This is a genomic window from Croceitalea vernalis, assembly GCF_031846405.1.
Taxonomy (GTDB): Bacteria; Bacteroidota; Bacteroidia; order Flavobacteriales; family Flavobacteriaceae; genus Croceitalea; species Croceitalea vernalis.
Window position 1 is genome coordinate 1,210,476 of sequence record NZ_JAVRHU010000001.1, and the last position, 15,211, is coordinate 1,225,686.

The following is a 15,211-nucleotide window of genomic DNA, read 5'->3' on the forward strand; positions in this document are numbered from 1 at the left end:
GCTGCTCTGCAGCGTTCTTTTGAGCGAAAAACGGGACTTGAACCCGCGACCTCCACCTTGGCAAGGTGATGCTCTACCAGCTGAGCTATTTTCGCATTTTAATGAACATAGCGCTTTTCTTAAGCGCGGATGCAAATTTAATATATTTCTTTAAATCTAAAAGAATTTTTCAATGAAAAGATTTACTATTTTGAAGTTATCATAAAACAATAATTAAGAACTCGCCTTCTTCTTTTTGCTTAACAAACGTTTGATTTCGTTTAATTTCATCAAGGCTTCTACTGGTGTCAGGGTATCAATGTCTAAATGCAAAATTTCTTCTTTGATTTCTTCTAATAAAGGATCATCAAGGTTGAAAAAACTTAATTGCATCTCATCTTGATCGGTTTGTAACTTATCAGCTATTTCGTCACTTGAATGCGACTTTTCTAATTTCTTAAGCATTTTACTTGCTTTTTGAACTACTTGTTGTGGCATTCCAGCCATTTTTGCCACATGAATGCCAAAGCTATGTTCACTACCACCAGCTACTAGTTTTCGTAAAAAAAGAACATTATCCTTAAGCTCTTTTACAGAAACATTATAGTTTTTAATACGACCAAATGTATTGGTCATTTCATTAAGTTCATGATAATGTGTAGCGAATAGTGTTTTCGCTTTTGAAGGGTGTTCGTGTAAATATTCAGATATAGCCCAGGCAATTGAAATACCATCATAAGTTGAGGTACCTCTCCCAATTTCATCTAACAAGACCAAACTACGTTCAGATAAGTTGTTCAAAATAGAGGCGGTTTCGTTCATTTCAACCATAAATGTTGATTCACCCATTGAAATATTGTCACTAGCGCCAACCCGAGTAAAAATTTTATCCACCACACCAATTGATGCTGAAGTTGCGGGTACAAAACTTCCCATTTGTGCTAAAAGCACAATGAGCGCAGTTTGCCTTAAAATAGCAGATTTACCACTCATATTGGGCCCAGTAATCATAATGATTTGTTGTGTTTCACGGTTTAGTAAAACATCATTGGTAATATAACTTTCACCCAAAGGAAGTTGTTTTTCAATAACTGGATGACGGCCATCTTTTATTTCTAATGAGGTGGAATCATTCATCTCTGGTTGCACATAATGGTTGTCTTTGGCAAGTTGTGAGAAACCACATAAACAATCTAATTGGGCTATTAATTGTGCGTTTTGTTGAACTTCCTCTATATGAGCTTGCATCCAAACCAGTAATTGCTCAAACAATTGTTGTTCTAAACTGAAAATACGCTCTTCAGCTCCTAAAATTTTAGCTTCATATTCTTTTAGTTCTTCTGTAATATAACGTTCAGCATTTACTAAGGTTTGTTTGCGAATCCAGTTTTCAGGTACTTTGTCTTTATGACTATTACGCACTTCAATATAATAACCGAATACATTGTTAGAAGCTATTTTTAAAGAGGTAATTCCAGTGGCCTTCGTTTCACGTTGCAGCATTTTATCTAGGTAGTCTTTACCAGAAAATGCTAGGCCTCTGAGTTCATCCAATTCATCAGAATATCCTTGAGCAATAGCACTACCTTTTGCAATATTGATTGGAGCTTCCTCATTTAACATTTCTTTTATCTTCGAACGCAGGGAATCACAAGAAAAAAGTTGCTGACCAATAGTTTTCAAAGCGGTATTAGAACTTTCCATAGCTATTTGTTTAACTGGTACAACAGCTTCTAAAGAGTTCTTAAGTTGAATTACTTCTCGTGGATTTATTTTACCGGTTGCAACTTTTGATATGAGGCGTTCTAAATCGCCCATTTGCTTTATCCATTGTTGCAATTTTTGCAATTGTGTTTCTTCTTGTTTTAAAAAAGAAACTACTTGATGACGGTCCTGAATTTTTTCTTTATTCTTCAGAGGTAAGGCCAACCATCGTTTTAACAAACGACCACCCATAGGTGAAATAGTTTTGTCAATAACTTGAAGCAAGGTTACAGCATTCAGATTGGTTGATTGGTATAATTCTAAATTTCGAATGGTAAAACGGTCCATCCATATATATTCTTCTTCAGCAATACGATGTAAGGCATTGATGTGCTGCAATTGCCGATGTTGCGTTTCAGATAAATAATGTAAAATAGCACCTGAAGCAATAATGCCGTGCTGTAAATGCTGAACTCCAAAACCTTGTAGTGTTTTTGTCTTAAAATGATTGGTCAAACTTTCATTGGAATAGTCTTCTTGAAAAATCCAATCCTCTAGAAAAAAAGAATGTAAGTGACTTCCAAAACCTTCTAAAAACTCTTTTTTATGAGCTTTTGAAATTAGTATTTCATTAGGGCTGAAATTTTGCAGTAATTTATCAACTTGTTCTGCTGACCCTTCAGAAGTTAAAAACTCTCCCGTTGAAATGTCTAAAAAAGATACCCCCAGTTTATTTCTACCAAAATGAACAGCAGCCAAAAAATTGTTGCTCTTCGCATTTAAAATATCATCATTTAGTGCCACGCCAGGTGTTACCAATTCCGTAACACCTCGTTTTACTATACTTTTTGTTTGTTTAGGGTCTTCCAATTGGTCACATATCGCCACTCGAAGCCCTGCTTTTACTAATTTGGGTAAGTAAGTATTCAAGGAATGATGCGGGAAACCCGCAAGCTCTGTTTTATCACCACCATTATTTCTGTGAGTTAAAACAATGCCTAAAATTTCTGCAGCACGAACGGCGTCATCACCAAAAGTTTCATAAAAATCACCAACCCTAAAAAGTAACAAAGCATCAGGATGTTTAGTCTTGATAGTATTGTATTGTTGCATTAAAGGGGTGACCTTTTTTGGCTTTGATGCTTTGCTCAAATCGAAAAGTTTAATTTTGTCTAAAATAACAACTAGCTTTTGGATCTTTAACTTTTGTTGATATTTCTAAGCTAAAAGTGGATAAATATATGCGTAAGCTTGCTAATAGCGAATTAGACCGATTAGATATAGATGGTTTTAAAGAGGCTGAAAAAAGTCCTTTGATTATCATTCTTGATAATATTAGAAGCTTGAATAATATTGGTTCGGTTTTTAGAACTGCGGACGCCTTTTTAATTCAGAAGATTTATTTATGCGGTATAACTGCAAAACCACCTCATAAAGATATCCGTCGCACTGCATTGGGAGCCACTGATAGTGTCGCATGGGAATACAAGGAGAACACGCTTGAATTGGTAAACGAATTGAAAGCTAAAAAGGTTGAAGTACTTTCCATTGAACAGGCTGAAAATGCTTGTAAGTTAAATAGTTTTGAAACTGATAAGAAAAAGACCTATGCCTTAGTTTTTGGTAATGAGTTAAAAGGGGTATCGCAAGAAGTAGTATCTGCAAGTTCTGAAGTGATTGAAATACCGCAATATGGAACAAAACACTCTTTAAATATTTCAGTAAGTGCTGGAGTGGTAATCTGGGATTTTTGGTCTAAGCTTAACGCTTAAAACAAAAAAACCCCTGACTTGCATCAGGGGCATAACATATAGTTTGAGTTAGTTAGTTTCCGTTTAACGGGCTGCTAATAAATAAAAACCTTTTGTTATATCCAAATATTTTCTAAAAATTATCAGAATGTAGTACTTCAATTAATTTGGATTCTATAGAGTTTAAAATGTACTCATAATCATTCCTATTGGTAACAAAGTCTAAACTATCTAAATCAATTAAGAGTGTTGTTTGTTGAGGATGACTTTTAATAAAATCTAAATATCCTCGATTGATTTTATCAAGATATTCTGCTGTTATGCCCTGTTCGTAGTCGCGTCCGCGCTTTTTGATATTTTCTAAAAGTCGTTCAGTGCCTTGATATAAATAGATGTAGATATCAGGTTTTCTAACTTCTTTATACATAAAATTGAAAACCTTTTTATAAAGTTCAAACTCTTCTTTTTGCAAGGTGACTTTTGCAAAAATTAATGATTTGAAAATATCATAATCGCTAACCATAAAGTTCTTAAATAAGTCAAATTGAGAGGTGTCATCTGTAAATTGTTGGTAACGATCAGCCAAAAAGGACATTTCTAAAGGGAAAGCAAAACGTGATTGGTCCTCATAAAACTTCGGTAAAAACGGGTTTTCTGCAAACCTTTCTAATACCAATTTAGCATTGTATTCCTCTGCAATCATTTTGGTTAATGTAGTTTTTCCAGCGCCGATATTTCCTTCAATTGACAAGAATTGTAGTTGACTAAAAAGGTTTTTTCTTGAATTATGTAAAGCAAAAGTAGTTTTTGTTAGGTTGCTTTCATCTTTACATTCTTGCAATAAATTTCTAGTGTCTTTTTTTAAAGTAGGATGATAAAATTGGGGGGCAATATCTGCAAGTGGTTTTAGCACAAAATTCCGCTCAGTCATTCTTGGATGAGGTATTACAAGATTTTCCGTATCCATAACCTTTTCACTGACATACAAAATATCTAAATCGATAACTCTAGAAGTGTAGGTACCGTCTGAGCTGCGTTCTCGACCAAAATCATTTTCAATTTGAGTAATTAACTGTAATAATTTTTCTGCTGATAAATTCGTGCGCACCGAAAAACAAGCATTCAAAAAATCGGCACCTTGAAAACCAATAGCGGGGTTTTCGTAAACTGCAGATACTTTTTCAACAACCGAATCATCAGTATTTAATCTAAATATGGCCTTTTGAATATTCAAAAAACGATTGCCAAGATTACTACCGATAGAGAGGTATGTTGTATTGTCTTTGTTCATGATTATGTGAACAAAGTAAGTAAAACAAAGTGACAATAGTTATCTTTGAGGGTTTATAAAATTATTGAAATGAAGTTTCTAAGAAATCTACTGGCAGCCATTTTGGGTTGTCTTATTGCTTTCGGAATTATGTTTATGATGTTTTTCATTTTTGCTGCTTTAGTGGGTAGTTCTAATGACGGTGTCAAAATAAAATCAAATAGTATTTTAGAATTGAGTTTTTCTGAACCCATAAGTGATTATTTAGGAAAGAACTCTGATGACCCTTTTGGAGCATTGTTTGAAGAAGGGCAAGGTCTAGATGAAATATTACATGCTATTGCCATTGCCAAAAATGATAGTAAGATAAAAGGTATTAGTATGAATACTAGCTTTTTACAAGCTGGTTTCGCACAAACACAGGAAATCAGAAGAGCTCTAGAGGATTTTAAAGCAGCTGGAAAGTTTGTGTATTCTTATTCTGATTTCTACACCCAAAAGGACTATTATCTAGCAAGTGTTGCTGATGCAATGTATTTGAATCCTCAGGGAATACTAGATTTCAAAGGCTTGGCTTCAGAGGTGCTTTATTATAAGTCATTGCAAGAAAAATCAGGAGTGAAAATGGAGGTTATACGCCATGGAAAATACAAAAGTGCCGTTGAGCCTTTTCTTTCAGATACGATGAGCGATGAAAATCGTTCACAAATTAAGGAGTTGATAACTTCAATTTGGACCAGTATGTTGGAAGATATTTCTGAAACAAGAGAAATAGACATCAAAAGTTTAAATACTATTGCAGACACTTTGGGTGGGCGTATGCCAAAGTATGCTGTAGCTTCAGGATTAATAGATGGAACATTTTACTTTGATGAATATGAAAGTATGCTCCGCGAACAATCAGGAATAGATGCTGATGCTAAACTCAATTATGTTTCTCTAGAAGATTATTCAACTCTAGCGAATACAAAATCAATACGTTCAGGAACAGATAAAATTGCTGTGATTTTTGCTCAGGGTGAAATTTTGTACGGTGAAGGTGGAAAAGACTATTTAGGTCAAGGAGTTATAAATAGGGCCTTAAAAAAAGCAAGAGACAACGATAATATAAAAGCAATTGTATTACGAGTAGATTCACCTGGTGGTAGCGCCTTAGTGTCTGATATTATTTGGAGAGAGATTGAGCTGACAAAAGAGAAGAAACCTGTTGTGGTTTCTTTCGGTAATGTGGCTGCTTCAGGTGGATATTATATTGCTGCTGGAGCAGATAAGATTTTTGCTGAACCTACTACGATAACAGGTTCTATTGGAGTTTTTGGAACAGTCCCTAACATGACCGAACTAGCAGATAATATTGGTATTAACGCAGAACAAGTGGGAACAAACGCGAATTCTGTTGATTATTCACTTTTTGAACCAATGACTGATAGTTTTAGAAATCAGATATTAGAAGGTATTGAAAATACGTATGATACCTTTTTAGAACGTGTTGCCGCTGGAAGAAGTATGACTGTTGAAGACGTTAATGAAATTGCCCAAGGTCGTGTTTGGAGTGGGGTCGATGCTAAAAGTTTGGGCTTAGTTGATGAAATTGGAAATTTAGACGATGCAATTGAAGCTGCCGCTAAAATGGTAGAGTTGGAGAATTTTGGAATTAGAAAATACCCAAAATACAAATCTGATTTTGAGCGACTGATGGATGATTTAGGTAGTGCTAAGGCCAGTATTGGAGAAGCTTTTGTAAAAGAAGAATTGGGTAACGAGCTTTACCAATCTTTGAAAGAAATTAAAGAGATGTCGAAACAAAGAGATATTCAAGCTCGAATGCCATATACCTTAAATATTAAGTAGATAAATGACGCAAAAGGACAAAAGATTTGCGTTTCAGATTTATCTTTATTTAGGCGCACTTTTCATTACATCATTAGTTGTTTCTAACTTGATTTTTCAAAAGTTTTTTTATTGGAAACCTTTTGGAGATGTTGAATTGTTTGGTGCATCTTTATTTGAAATATCTGTCGGTATTTTACCTTATCCTATTACCTTTTTAATTACAGATTTGATTTCTGAAATTTTCGGAAAGAGAAAAGCGAATCAAGTTGTCATTGCTGGTATTTTTGCTTCATTCTTCTCTCTTGTTATTGTTTATACGGCTGCAGCTGTGCCTGCAACGGATTGGTCGCCGGTAACAAACAATATGTTTTCAGATGTTTTTGGTAATACTATAGTAGCAGTTTTTGCCTCGATGATGGCATATTTATTAGCCCAATTTGTTGATATTCAGATTTATCATTTCTGGAAACGATTAACAAAAGGAAAATATTTATGGCTACGAAATAACTTTTCAACTTTTTCATCACAGTTTATTGATACCTTCACAGTGGTACTTTTATTATGTTCTTTTGGTGAAATTCCTTGGGAACTTTTCTACGGATTAGTCATTAGTGGGTTTGTCTTTAAAATATTTATTGCGCTGCTCGACACCCCTTTACTCTATTTCTTCGTATATCTATTGCGGAAAAGATTTAACCTAAAGTTAGGGGAAGAAATCATGCTTGATTGATGACTTTTTTCTAAACTAGGGTTCTAAAGTAGTAGTATGAAGAAAAAGCTTTTAAAAATAGGCGGGATAACCCTTTTGATTTTAGTTGGATTATTGATTGCGATACCTATGTTTTTAGAGGGTAAAATTACCGATATTATCAAGAATAAGGTAAACCAGAGCATTAATGCGACACTCGATTTTGAAGATGCAAATCTTAGCCTAATCAAAAGTTTTCCTGATGCCTATTTAGATTTAAAGGGCATTTCTTTAATAAACAAAGCTCCGTTTGAGGGTGATACGTTATTCACAGCCAGGGATTTAGCTTTAGAAATGTCGATTAAAGAATTATTCAAAAGTGCTGAAGAACCCATTTTCATTAAGAACATCACTCTTGACAATGCAAAACTTCACATAAAAGTAGATCAAGATGATAATGCGAATTATGATATAGCCTTAACTTCTGAGGGTCCCCAAGATGAACAGTTGGATGAGATTAGTGGCGGTTTTAATTTAGAACTTCAATCTTATAGTCTAACCAATTCTGAAATCATTTATGATGATTTTTCTACAGGGATGCACCTGGTAGTTTCAGAAATGAATCACTTTGGTTCTGGTGATTTGTCTTTAGACAATTCTGAACTACAAACAAGAACAGATGCCATGGTATCTTTTGAAATGGATAGTACAACATACTTAAACAACAATACAGTTGCACTAGATGCTCTTATTGGAGTAAATCTTCAAGAAAATAAATATACTTTTTTAGAGAATAAAGCATTAATAAATCAATTGGTCTTAATATTTGATGGTTATGTAAAAGTTAATGAGGAAAATCAAGAAGTGGATATAACATTCAAAACTCCTTCTTCAGAATTTAAAAATTTCTTAGCCATTATTCCTCAAGCATATGCCAATAATATTGAAGATGTAACAACAACAGGTAATTTTGAAGTTAATGGTGAATTTAAAGGGGTAGTTGATGAGGAACATATTCCAACATTTGAAATCAAAATAAACTCTGACAACGCTTCATTTAAATATTCTGATTTACCTAAGGCCGTGAAGAATGTATTTATTGATACAGAAATCAATAATGAAACCGGAATTACTGCAGATACTTATATAAATATCAACCGGTTGTCGTTTCAAATTGATGAAGATAAATTTAACCTAAATGCTAAGGTGAAAGATGTGTTGGGTAATACAAAAGTCAATGCTCATGCAGATGGTAAAATGAATTTAGATAATATTTCAAAGGCTTACCCTTTGCCTAGTGATTTTAATTTATCAGGATTGTTAAGTGCAGATATGACTACTGTATTTGATATGGCTTCTATTGAAAATAAGCAATACGAGAACACCAAAACAAGTGGTCAATTGAGTTTAACAAATTTTAAATACAGCTCGCAAGAATTAAAGAATCCGGTTGCCATAAATAATGCATCGGTCACATTTAATGCTAAAACAGTAACATTGAATTCTTTTGACGGTAAAACAGGTCAAACTGATTTTAAAGCCAATGGAACAATTAATAATTTATTAGGTTTTCTATTTAATGACGAAAACGTAGAGGGTATTTTTAAATTACAATCGGATACTTTTAACATGAGTGATTTTATGGTGGAAGAACCCGAATTTGAAGATTCGAGTAAAAAAGAAGAAACACCAACTGAACGCATCAAAATCCCTTCATTTTTAGATGCTACCATAGATGCTACTGCTTTAAATGTTATTTATGATAATTTAAATTTAAAAAATGTTTCGGGCCAATTGCTTATTAAAGATGAGAGAGCGACCATTCAAAACTTGAATTCAAATTTGTTCGATGGTAAACTAAACATGAATGGTTTTGTATCAACAAAAGGCCCTATTTCTACTTTTGATATGGCTTTAGAAATGGATGGTTTTAAAATAAGTGAGTCTTTCAAGGCATTAGATTTATTCAAAGTGCTCGCTCCCGTTGCAGAAGCCTTACAGGGTAAATTGAATTCTACTGTAAAACTTTCAGGAAATTTAAAAGATGATATGACCCCTAATTTGGCAACATTAACTGGAGATTTGTTAGGTGAGCTTTTGGCCACAAAGGTGACTACAAAAGATGCTCCGGTTTTGAATGCTTTAAACAATAGTTTCACTTTTATAGATTTGGACGCCCTCAACGTAAATGATTTAAAAACAGCGATATCTTTTGAAAACGGAACTGTAAAGGTGAAACCGTTTGCGGTGAACTATAAAGATGTAGCTATAAAAATTGACGGTAGTCATACGTTTGATAAGCAACTGCAATACAAGGCTGTCTTAGATGTGCCTTCAAAATACTTAGGTGAAGACGTGAATAGCTTGATTGCAAAATTAAATGATTCAAGCTTAGACGGTTTGACAATTCCGGTTACGGCTAATATTGTAGGTAATTATACCAGTCCGAATGTTACCAGCGACTTCAAGTCTGGAGTTACTGATTTGACCAAACGTTTAGTTGATATTCAAAAACAAAAGTTGCTTAACCAAGGTAAAGAAAAAGCAAAAGATCTTTTAGGTGGATTATTGGGTAGTAAAAAAGATTCTACCAAAATAGACTCAACCAAGAATTCAACTTCTGATGTTTTAGGAGGGTTTTTGGGAAATAAAAAGAAAGACTCGGTAAAAACAGATTCAACCCAAAATAATGATGCAGTTAAAGATGCAGCATCATCTATTTTAGGAGGATTGTTAGGTAAAAAGAAGAAAAAGGATACCGTGAATTAAGTGTTAACCTCATTATTAGGTTAAGTTCTTGGTCTGAAATGCTTTTGAGGTCACGGAATGCCTTCTTTATAACCTAAAGGGGACAATATTGTATCTTTACTTTAAACAAGGATGAATGCGGATAAGAGCTGAAATTTCAAATAAATACATTGTTGAAGAAGACCATAACATTGCCAAACTTGCAAACGCTTTGGCCCATCCATTACGTGTGGCGTTAGTGCGTTACCTTCTTAACAAGAACAGTGGAAAAGGAGTAGACAATATTACTTGTAATAAAGATTTAGTGGAAATGTTTGATTATTCGCAGTCAACAATATCACAGCACTTAAAAATCTTGAAAGATGCCGAATTAGTGATTACAGAGAGCAAGGATAAGTATAGTCATTATTATATCAATACGGAGCTCTTAAGTTTTTTTACAGAATCGCTTAATTCTAAAATCATTCAAGAATAGTTTAAAATTATAATTTTTTAGACTCAGTTGTTTTATTTAAATTCGTATATCGCTTATAAACGATATATTAAATTTTTTGTAAATGAAAAAAATCATATTATTCTTCGTTCTAATTCAAACTTCGCTGTGTGTTTCTCAAGAATTACATCAGCTAGAGCCCGCGTCGCATCACTATGCATCTTTAAAAGCTTTAAGTGCACTCCCAAATGAAAAAAGAGCAGAATTAGATAGTATGCGTTTTCCGGAGTCAAGCTATAATCCTGTCGCTTTGTTGTATACATTGGCATCCCCAATTTATTTAACTGATAACCAGGTTGATGGGTTTAAAAACTTACTTAAATTCCCGGCCAACAGTTCTGAACAAACTCAAGCAGAACTTAATTTTCTTTTGGAATGGCAAAAAAAGCGAACTAAAGAACAAGAGTATAGAACTTCAAAAGTTTTGGCACCAATTGGGTATTGGCCACATATTGATGTCATGAAAGACCATAAAAGTTATGAAGCTAATATTGATGATTTGCTTTTTGAAGGCCGAGAAGTAATGGGGGCGAAGGTTACACATAAAAACTACCCTGCAACAACAAAATTGCTAAAAGGAATTACTAATGACATGCGTTTAATGGAGTTTACCATAAAATATCATTTGTTGCGCCCTAGGCCATATGAATTAGAACCAAAATTAGAGCCTTTACAAATAATGGGTTCTCCCTCTTTTGCAAGTGGGCATACTTTATGGGCTTATCTGCATGCTTTTACCTGGAGCGAATTAATTCCTTCAAAACGAGCTGCTTTTTTAGCGTTGGCTTATGAAATCGGAGAATCTCGTGAGATTATGGGCATACATTATCCAAGCGACGATGAAGCATCACGTATATTGGCCCATGCTATGTTAACGAAAATGTGGTCAAATACAGATTTTGCGTCTGATTTAAAAGCCGCACAATTGGAGTGGCGACAATAGTATTTATGTTAAATGAATGGATATATTTATTATTTCAATGCACTGTAAACCAGCTTCTCGAGCTTACCATCAATTTCTTGGTTATAAGGAGACTGTAATACTTGTCTCAATTGAATTACTATTAGTTCATTTTTTGGGTCTATCCAAAAGGTTGTACTAAAAGCCCCGCCCCAGCTATATGTGCCGTCAGGTCTAGAAGATTCATCCTGAGCCACATGAAAACCAAAGCCAAAACTGCCAGAACCCCAGGGGTAGGTAATCGTATCCAATTGGTTTTTATGCATTTCTTGAGCAGTTTCGGATTTTAGAATTTCAGCAGTACCTAATGTTCCATCGTTAAGCATAGCTTGACAAAACAAAAAGTAATCTCTTGCGGTCCCTGTCATTCCGCTACCACCTGATAAATAAGTTTTGGCCCCTTCAGTTGGATAATTCGGAATATAAAAAGGACCCATGTTTTGTGGTGCTTGCATTATTTTACCATCAGGCCCGGTTAAAAATACCTTAGAAAGTTTAGGTGTAAGTGAATCATTAAAGTAGAAATCAAGCTTTTCAATACCTATAGGTTTGGTAATGTTTTCACGGATGTACTTATCTAAAGGCATTCCTGATACCACTTCAACCACACGGCCTAGAATGTCCGTATTAAGACCGTACATCCATTGTGCGCCGGGCTCATGAACCAGTGGCAAATCACCCATTTTATCGGCAGTTTCTTCAATAGTTATAGGTAAGTGAGTGCTTAAATCTGGAATACCATGTTTGGCAAGTATAGCCCCATTTATTGGTGGGTTCATAAATCCGTAAGGTATTCCAGCTGTTTGAGTTAACAGCTGGCGTACGGTTGGTATACTGGTAGAAGTACTACTTGTCCATGTAGTATCTGATGAATTAAAATCTTCTAAAACTTCGGTATCCATAAACGATGGAATGTATTTTCCAACTGGGTCGTCTAGTTTTAATTTACCTGTTTCGATTAGTTGCATAGCAGCAACTGATACTATGGGTTTGGTCATTGATGCCATTCTGAATAAATGATCTTTTCTATAGGCTTCTGTTTTGGTTGAATCTGACCAACCTACTTCTGATTCATAAATAATTTTACCGTTTTTAGCAATTAAAGTAACAGCTCCCGGATATTTCTCGGCTTCGACAAATTCCATCACCATTTCGTCAATTTGTACTAAACTATCCAAAGACATGCCTACCTCTGCAGGTGTGGCAAATTGATATTTTTCTACTTCAATAACTTCTTTTGCTTTTTCTCGACATGAAGTAAAAAAAATAGTCATTAGTACTATGGTAAATAAGAAAATTGATTTCATATGTTTAAAGTTGATTTTTAGTTGATATTAATACCTACAAAATAACCCTCACTGCCACGAACGTTAAAAACGATATTGTCTTCAAAAATGAGGTATTGGCCTTTAATCCCCTTTAGTACTCCTTCAAAAGAAGGAGTTTTATCCAAATTCAAACTTTTTACTTTTTCAGGGTATTGTAATACTGGAAATTCTAAATTGGTTTCTGTATTTGAAGTGATAAAGTACTCCATAACTTCATCAGGAATATGGTTTTTTAGCTTTTCACGCCATTCCACCAAGTTGACATCTTCAATATCATTTTGTAACATTTTACGCCAGTTCGTTTTATCACCGACATAGTTTTTTAAGGCTACTTCAGTAATACCGGCTAAATATCTATTAGGCACTTCAACAATTTCTATTGCTTCATGAGCCCCTTGGTCAATCCAACGAGTAGGAACTTGCGCTTTTCTTGTAACCCCCACCTTTACATTGCTAGAATTCGCCAAATAAACAATATGAGGTTGTAACTGAACTTTTTTCTCATATTCTAAATCACGATCTTCTTTGTTTAAATGTGCAGTACTTAATTCCGGTTTCATAATCCAATCGCCAGCTGATGGACTTTCATAAAAACAATTTTGGCAAAAACCTTGGCGATAAATTTTGCGGTCTCGACCACAGCTTAAACATTCAAATTTGATAAATTCAAGCTTAAGTTTTTTATTTAAGACTTGATTAAAGTTAATAAAGTCGTTTTTAAAAACTAAAAAATACTGAATAGGACTACCCAATTCGGTACGCATTTTTCGCAAAACACCTTCGTATAACATATTGTGTACTTTCTTAATAATGAATTTGTATTTTAGCTTATAGCCTTACGACCTAAATATACCTAAAATGGCAATACCTTTATTTAATTCTATTGCTTCTTGGCTGCTTAAAAAACGGTACCATCAAATTGAGTTGTTCTTAAAATATCCATTAGATGTTCAAAAAGAAGTTCTTACGCAATTGGTCGCTTTTGCAGATAGCACCGCAATAGGCAAGGAGTATGGCTTTGAATCTATTAAATCGTATGAAGAATTTGCACAAAGAGTCCCCATTCAAAACTATGAAACCTTAGCACCAACTATTGAACGCACACGCAAAGGAGAACAGAATATTTTTTGGCCGACACCGATTAAATGGTTTGCTAAGAGCAGTGGCACTACAAATGCTAAGAGTAAATTTATTCCAGTAAGTTCAGAAGCTCTTGAAGATTGTCACTACAAGTCAGGAAAAGATTTATTATGCCTGTATTTAAATAACAATGAGAATTCTCAACTATTTACGGGTAAAAGTCTTCGCTTGGGTGGGAGTAAAGAATTGTATGAGGATAATGGGACATTCTTCGGTGATTTATCGGCAATTCTTATTGATAATATGCCGCTCTGGGCTGAGTATAGCAGTACCCCAAGTAGTAAAGTGTCTTTAATGAGTGAGTGGGAGTCTAAGCTAGAGGCTATAATTGAAGAAAGTATTAAAGAGAATGTTACTAGTTTGGCGGGTGTACCCTCTTGGATGTTGGTACTTCTGAACAATGTTATTGAAAAAACGGGTAAGAACCATCTTTTTGAAATTTGGGAAAATCTTGAAGTCTATTTTCATGGAGGAGTGAGTTTTGCTCCGTATCGAGAGCAATACAAGAAATTGTTACCCCGGAAACGTTTTAATTACTACGAAACTTATAATGCTTCAGAAGGTTTTTTTGCTATTCAAGATAGGAATAACTCCGAAGATTTGTTATTAATGTTAGATTACGGAATTTTCTATGAGTTTATTCCCATGAACCTGTATGGTTTAGAAGAGGAGAGTGCCATTCCACTTTGGGAAGTAAAAGTTGGAGTAAACTATGCCATAATGATAACTACAAATGCAGGACTTTGGCGCTATAAAATTGGTGATACAGTTCGCTTTACATCTTTAAACCCATATAGAGTTAGAATAACAGGTAGAACAAAACATCATATTAATGCTTTTGGTGAAGAGTTAATAATTGAAAATGCAGAAGAGGCTCTAAAACAAGTATGTTTAAAGACAGGTGCAGAAATTAAAGAATATACAGCTGCTCCTATATTTATGGTGAATAATGAGAAAGGAGCTCACGAATGGATTATTGAATTCAGAAAGCACCCAGAGAATTTGGGTTACTTCACCGAAGTCTTGGATAATGCTTTAAAATCTTTAAACTCAGATTATGAGGCTAAACGTTACAATAACATTACGCTTCGAATGCCTAAGGTACATATTGCTAGAGAAAATCTTTTTTACGATTGGTTAAAGACAAAAAATAAGCTTGGAGGTCAACATAAGATACCACGATTGTCAAATGAAAGGGCTTACGTTGAAGAGTTATTACAAATGTCGATTCTTTCTACACATTTATAGTTACGTTGCTAATCTTTTCAGGTTTTGAGTCTTAACTATTTTACGAAAACGTTTTCGTAAAATTTTAC

The 15,211-nt window shown here is 34.4% G+C and carries 11 protein-coding genes and 1 tRNA gene; 7 read left to right on the top strand and 5 right to left on the bottom strand.

Annotated features, from left to right (window positions below):
• Positions 1–22 precede the first annotated feature (22 nt).
• A tRNA-Gly gene (locus tag RM520_RS05475) sits at positions 23–95 on the bottom strand.
• 118 nt (positions 96–213) lie between these two features.
• Positions 214–2,796, bottom strand: coding sequence for a DNA mismatch repair protein MutS (gene mutS, locus RM520_RS05480; RefSeq protein WP_311387394.1), 2,583 nt, complete (start codon positions 2,794–2,796; stop codon positions 214–216).
• A gap of 128 nt (positions 2,797–2,924) precedes the next feature.
• Between mutS and RM520_RS05485 the strand changes: the two genes are divergently transcribed.
• Complete coding sequence (locus RM520_RS05485; RefSeq protein ID WP_311387249.1) at positions 2,925–3,455, top strand: RNA methyltransferase; 531 nt, start codon at positions 2,925–2,927, stop codon at positions 3,453–3,455.
• Between the two features lie 112 nt (positions 3,456–3,567).
• Here RM520_RS05485 and folK read toward each other — a convergent pair whose 3' ends face one another.
• The gene (gene folK, locus RM520_RS05490; protein ID WP_311387250.1) at positions 3,568–4,725 is read right to left on the bottom strand and encodes a 2-amino-4-hydroxy-6-hydroxymethyldihydropteridine diphosphokinase; all 1,158 of its coding nucleotides are present in this window, start codon (positions 4,723–4,725) and stop codon (positions 3,568–3,570) included.
• Positions 4,726–4,794: 69 nt separating this feature from the next.
• Between folK and sppA the strand changes: the two genes are divergently transcribed.
• The 5 genes from sppA to RM520_RS05515 all read left to right on the top strand — a co-directional run bounded on the left by sppA (position 4,795) and on the right by RM520_RS05515 (position 11,409).
• On the top strand, positions 4,795–6,555 hold the full coding sequence (gene sppA, locus RM520_RS05495) for a signal peptide peptidase SppA (RefSeq protein WP_311387251.1): 1,761 nt from the start codon (positions 4,795–4,797) through the stop codon (positions 6,553–6,555).
• 4 nt (positions 6,556–6,559) lie between these two features.
• Positions 6,560–7,267: a queuosine precursor transporter gene (locus RM520_RS05500; RefSeq protein ID WP_311384698.1), complete on the top strand. Its 708-nt coding sequence runs from the start codon at positions 6,560–6,562 to the stop codon at positions 7,265–7,267.
• Positions 7,268–7,303: 36 nt separating this feature from the next.
• Positions 7,304–9,994 carry an AsmA-like C-terminal region-containing protein gene (locus RM520_RS05505; RefSeq protein WP_311387252.1) on the top strand — a complete coding sequence of 897 codons (2,691 nt, stop codon included), beginning with the start codon at positions 7,304–7,306 and terminating at the stop codon, positions 9,992–9,994.
• Positions 9,995–10,109: 115 nt separating this feature from the next.
• Positions 10,110–10,448: an ArsR/SmtB family transcription factor gene (locus RM520_RS05510; protein ID WP_311384700.1), complete on the top strand. Its 339-nt coding sequence runs from the start codon at positions 10,110–10,112 to the stop codon at positions 10,446–10,448.
• A gap of 82 nt (positions 10,449–10,530) precedes the next feature.
• Positions 10,531–11,409: a phosphatase PAP2 family protein gene (locus tag RM520_RS05515; RefSeq protein WP_311387253.1), complete on the top strand. Its 879-nt coding sequence runs from the start codon at positions 10,531–10,533 to the stop codon at positions 11,407–11,409.
• A 29-nt stretch (positions 11,410–11,438) separates the two neighbouring features.
• On the opposite strand, the gene RM520_RS05520 is transcribed toward RM520_RS05515, so the two are convergent.
• Together RM520_RS05520 and RM520_RS05525 are read right to left on the bottom strand one after the other, a co-directional pair.
• On the bottom strand, positions 11,439–12,734 hold the full coding sequence (locus tag RM520_RS05520) for a serine hydrolase domain-containing protein (RefSeq protein ID WP_311387254.1): 1,296 nt from the start codon (positions 12,732–12,734) through the stop codon (positions 11,439–11,441).
• A 17-nt stretch (positions 12,735–12,751) separates the two neighbouring features.
• Positions 12,752–13,546 (bottom strand): DUF2797 domain-containing protein, encoded by a 795-nt coding sequence (locus RM520_RS05525; protein ID WP_311387255.1) that lies wholly within the window; start codon positions 13,544–13,546, stop codon positions 12,752–12,754.
• A 67-nt stretch (positions 13,547–13,613) separates the two neighbouring features.
• Between RM520_RS05525 and RM520_RS05530 the strand changes: the two genes are divergently transcribed.
• Positions 13,614–15,143, top strand: coding sequence for a GH3 auxin-responsive promoter family protein (locus RM520_RS05530; protein ID WP_311387256.1), 1,530 nt, complete (start codon positions 13,614–13,616; stop codon positions 15,141–15,143).
• Positions 15,144–15,211: the final 68 nt, after the last annotated feature.

Bases quoted from the DNA above. Each gene is read 5' to 3' on its own strand.
- RM520_RS05515 (WP_311387253.1), top strand. From the start codon at position 10,531: ATGAAAAAAATCATATTATTCTTCGTTCTAATTCAAACTTCGCTGTGT.
- RM520_RS05510 (WP_311384700.1), top strand. From the start codon at position 10,110: ATGCGGATAAGAGCTGAAATTTCAAATAAATACATTGTTGAAGAAGAC.
- mutS (WP_311387394.1), bottom strand. From the start codon at position 2,796: ATGCAACAATACAATACTATCAAGACTAAACATCCTGATGCTTTGTTA.
- RM520_RS05525 (WP_311387255.1), bottom strand. From the start codon at position 13,546: ATGTTATACGAAGGTGTTTTGCGAAAAATGCGTACCGAATTGGGTAGT.
- folK (WP_311387250.1), bottom strand. From the start codon at position 4,725: ATGAACAAAGACAATACAACATACCTCTCTATCGGTAGTAATCTTGGC.
- RM520_RS05530 (WP_311387256.1), top strand. From the start codon at position 13,614: ATGGCAATACCTTTATTTAATTCTATTGCTTCTTGGCTGCTTAAAAAA.
- RM520_RS05485 (WP_311387249.1), top strand. From the start codon at position 2,925: ATGCGTAAGCTTGCTAATAGCGAATTAGACCGATTAGATATAGATGGT.
- RM520_RS05520 (WP_311387254.1), bottom strand. From the start codon at position 12,734: ATGAAATCAATTTTCTTATTTACCATAGTACTAATGACTATTTTTTTT.
- sppA (WP_311387251.1), top strand. From the start codon at position 4,795: ATGAAGTTTCTAAGAAATCTACTGGCAGCCATTTTGGGTTGTCTTATT.
- RM520_RS05505 (WP_311387252.1), top strand. From the start codon at position 7,304: ATGAAGAAAAAGCTTTTAAAAATAGGCGGGATAACCCTTTTGATTTTA.
- RM520_RS05500 (WP_311384698.1), top strand. From the start codon at position 6,560: ATGACGCAAAAGGACAAAAGATTTGCGTTTCAGATTTATCTTTATTTA.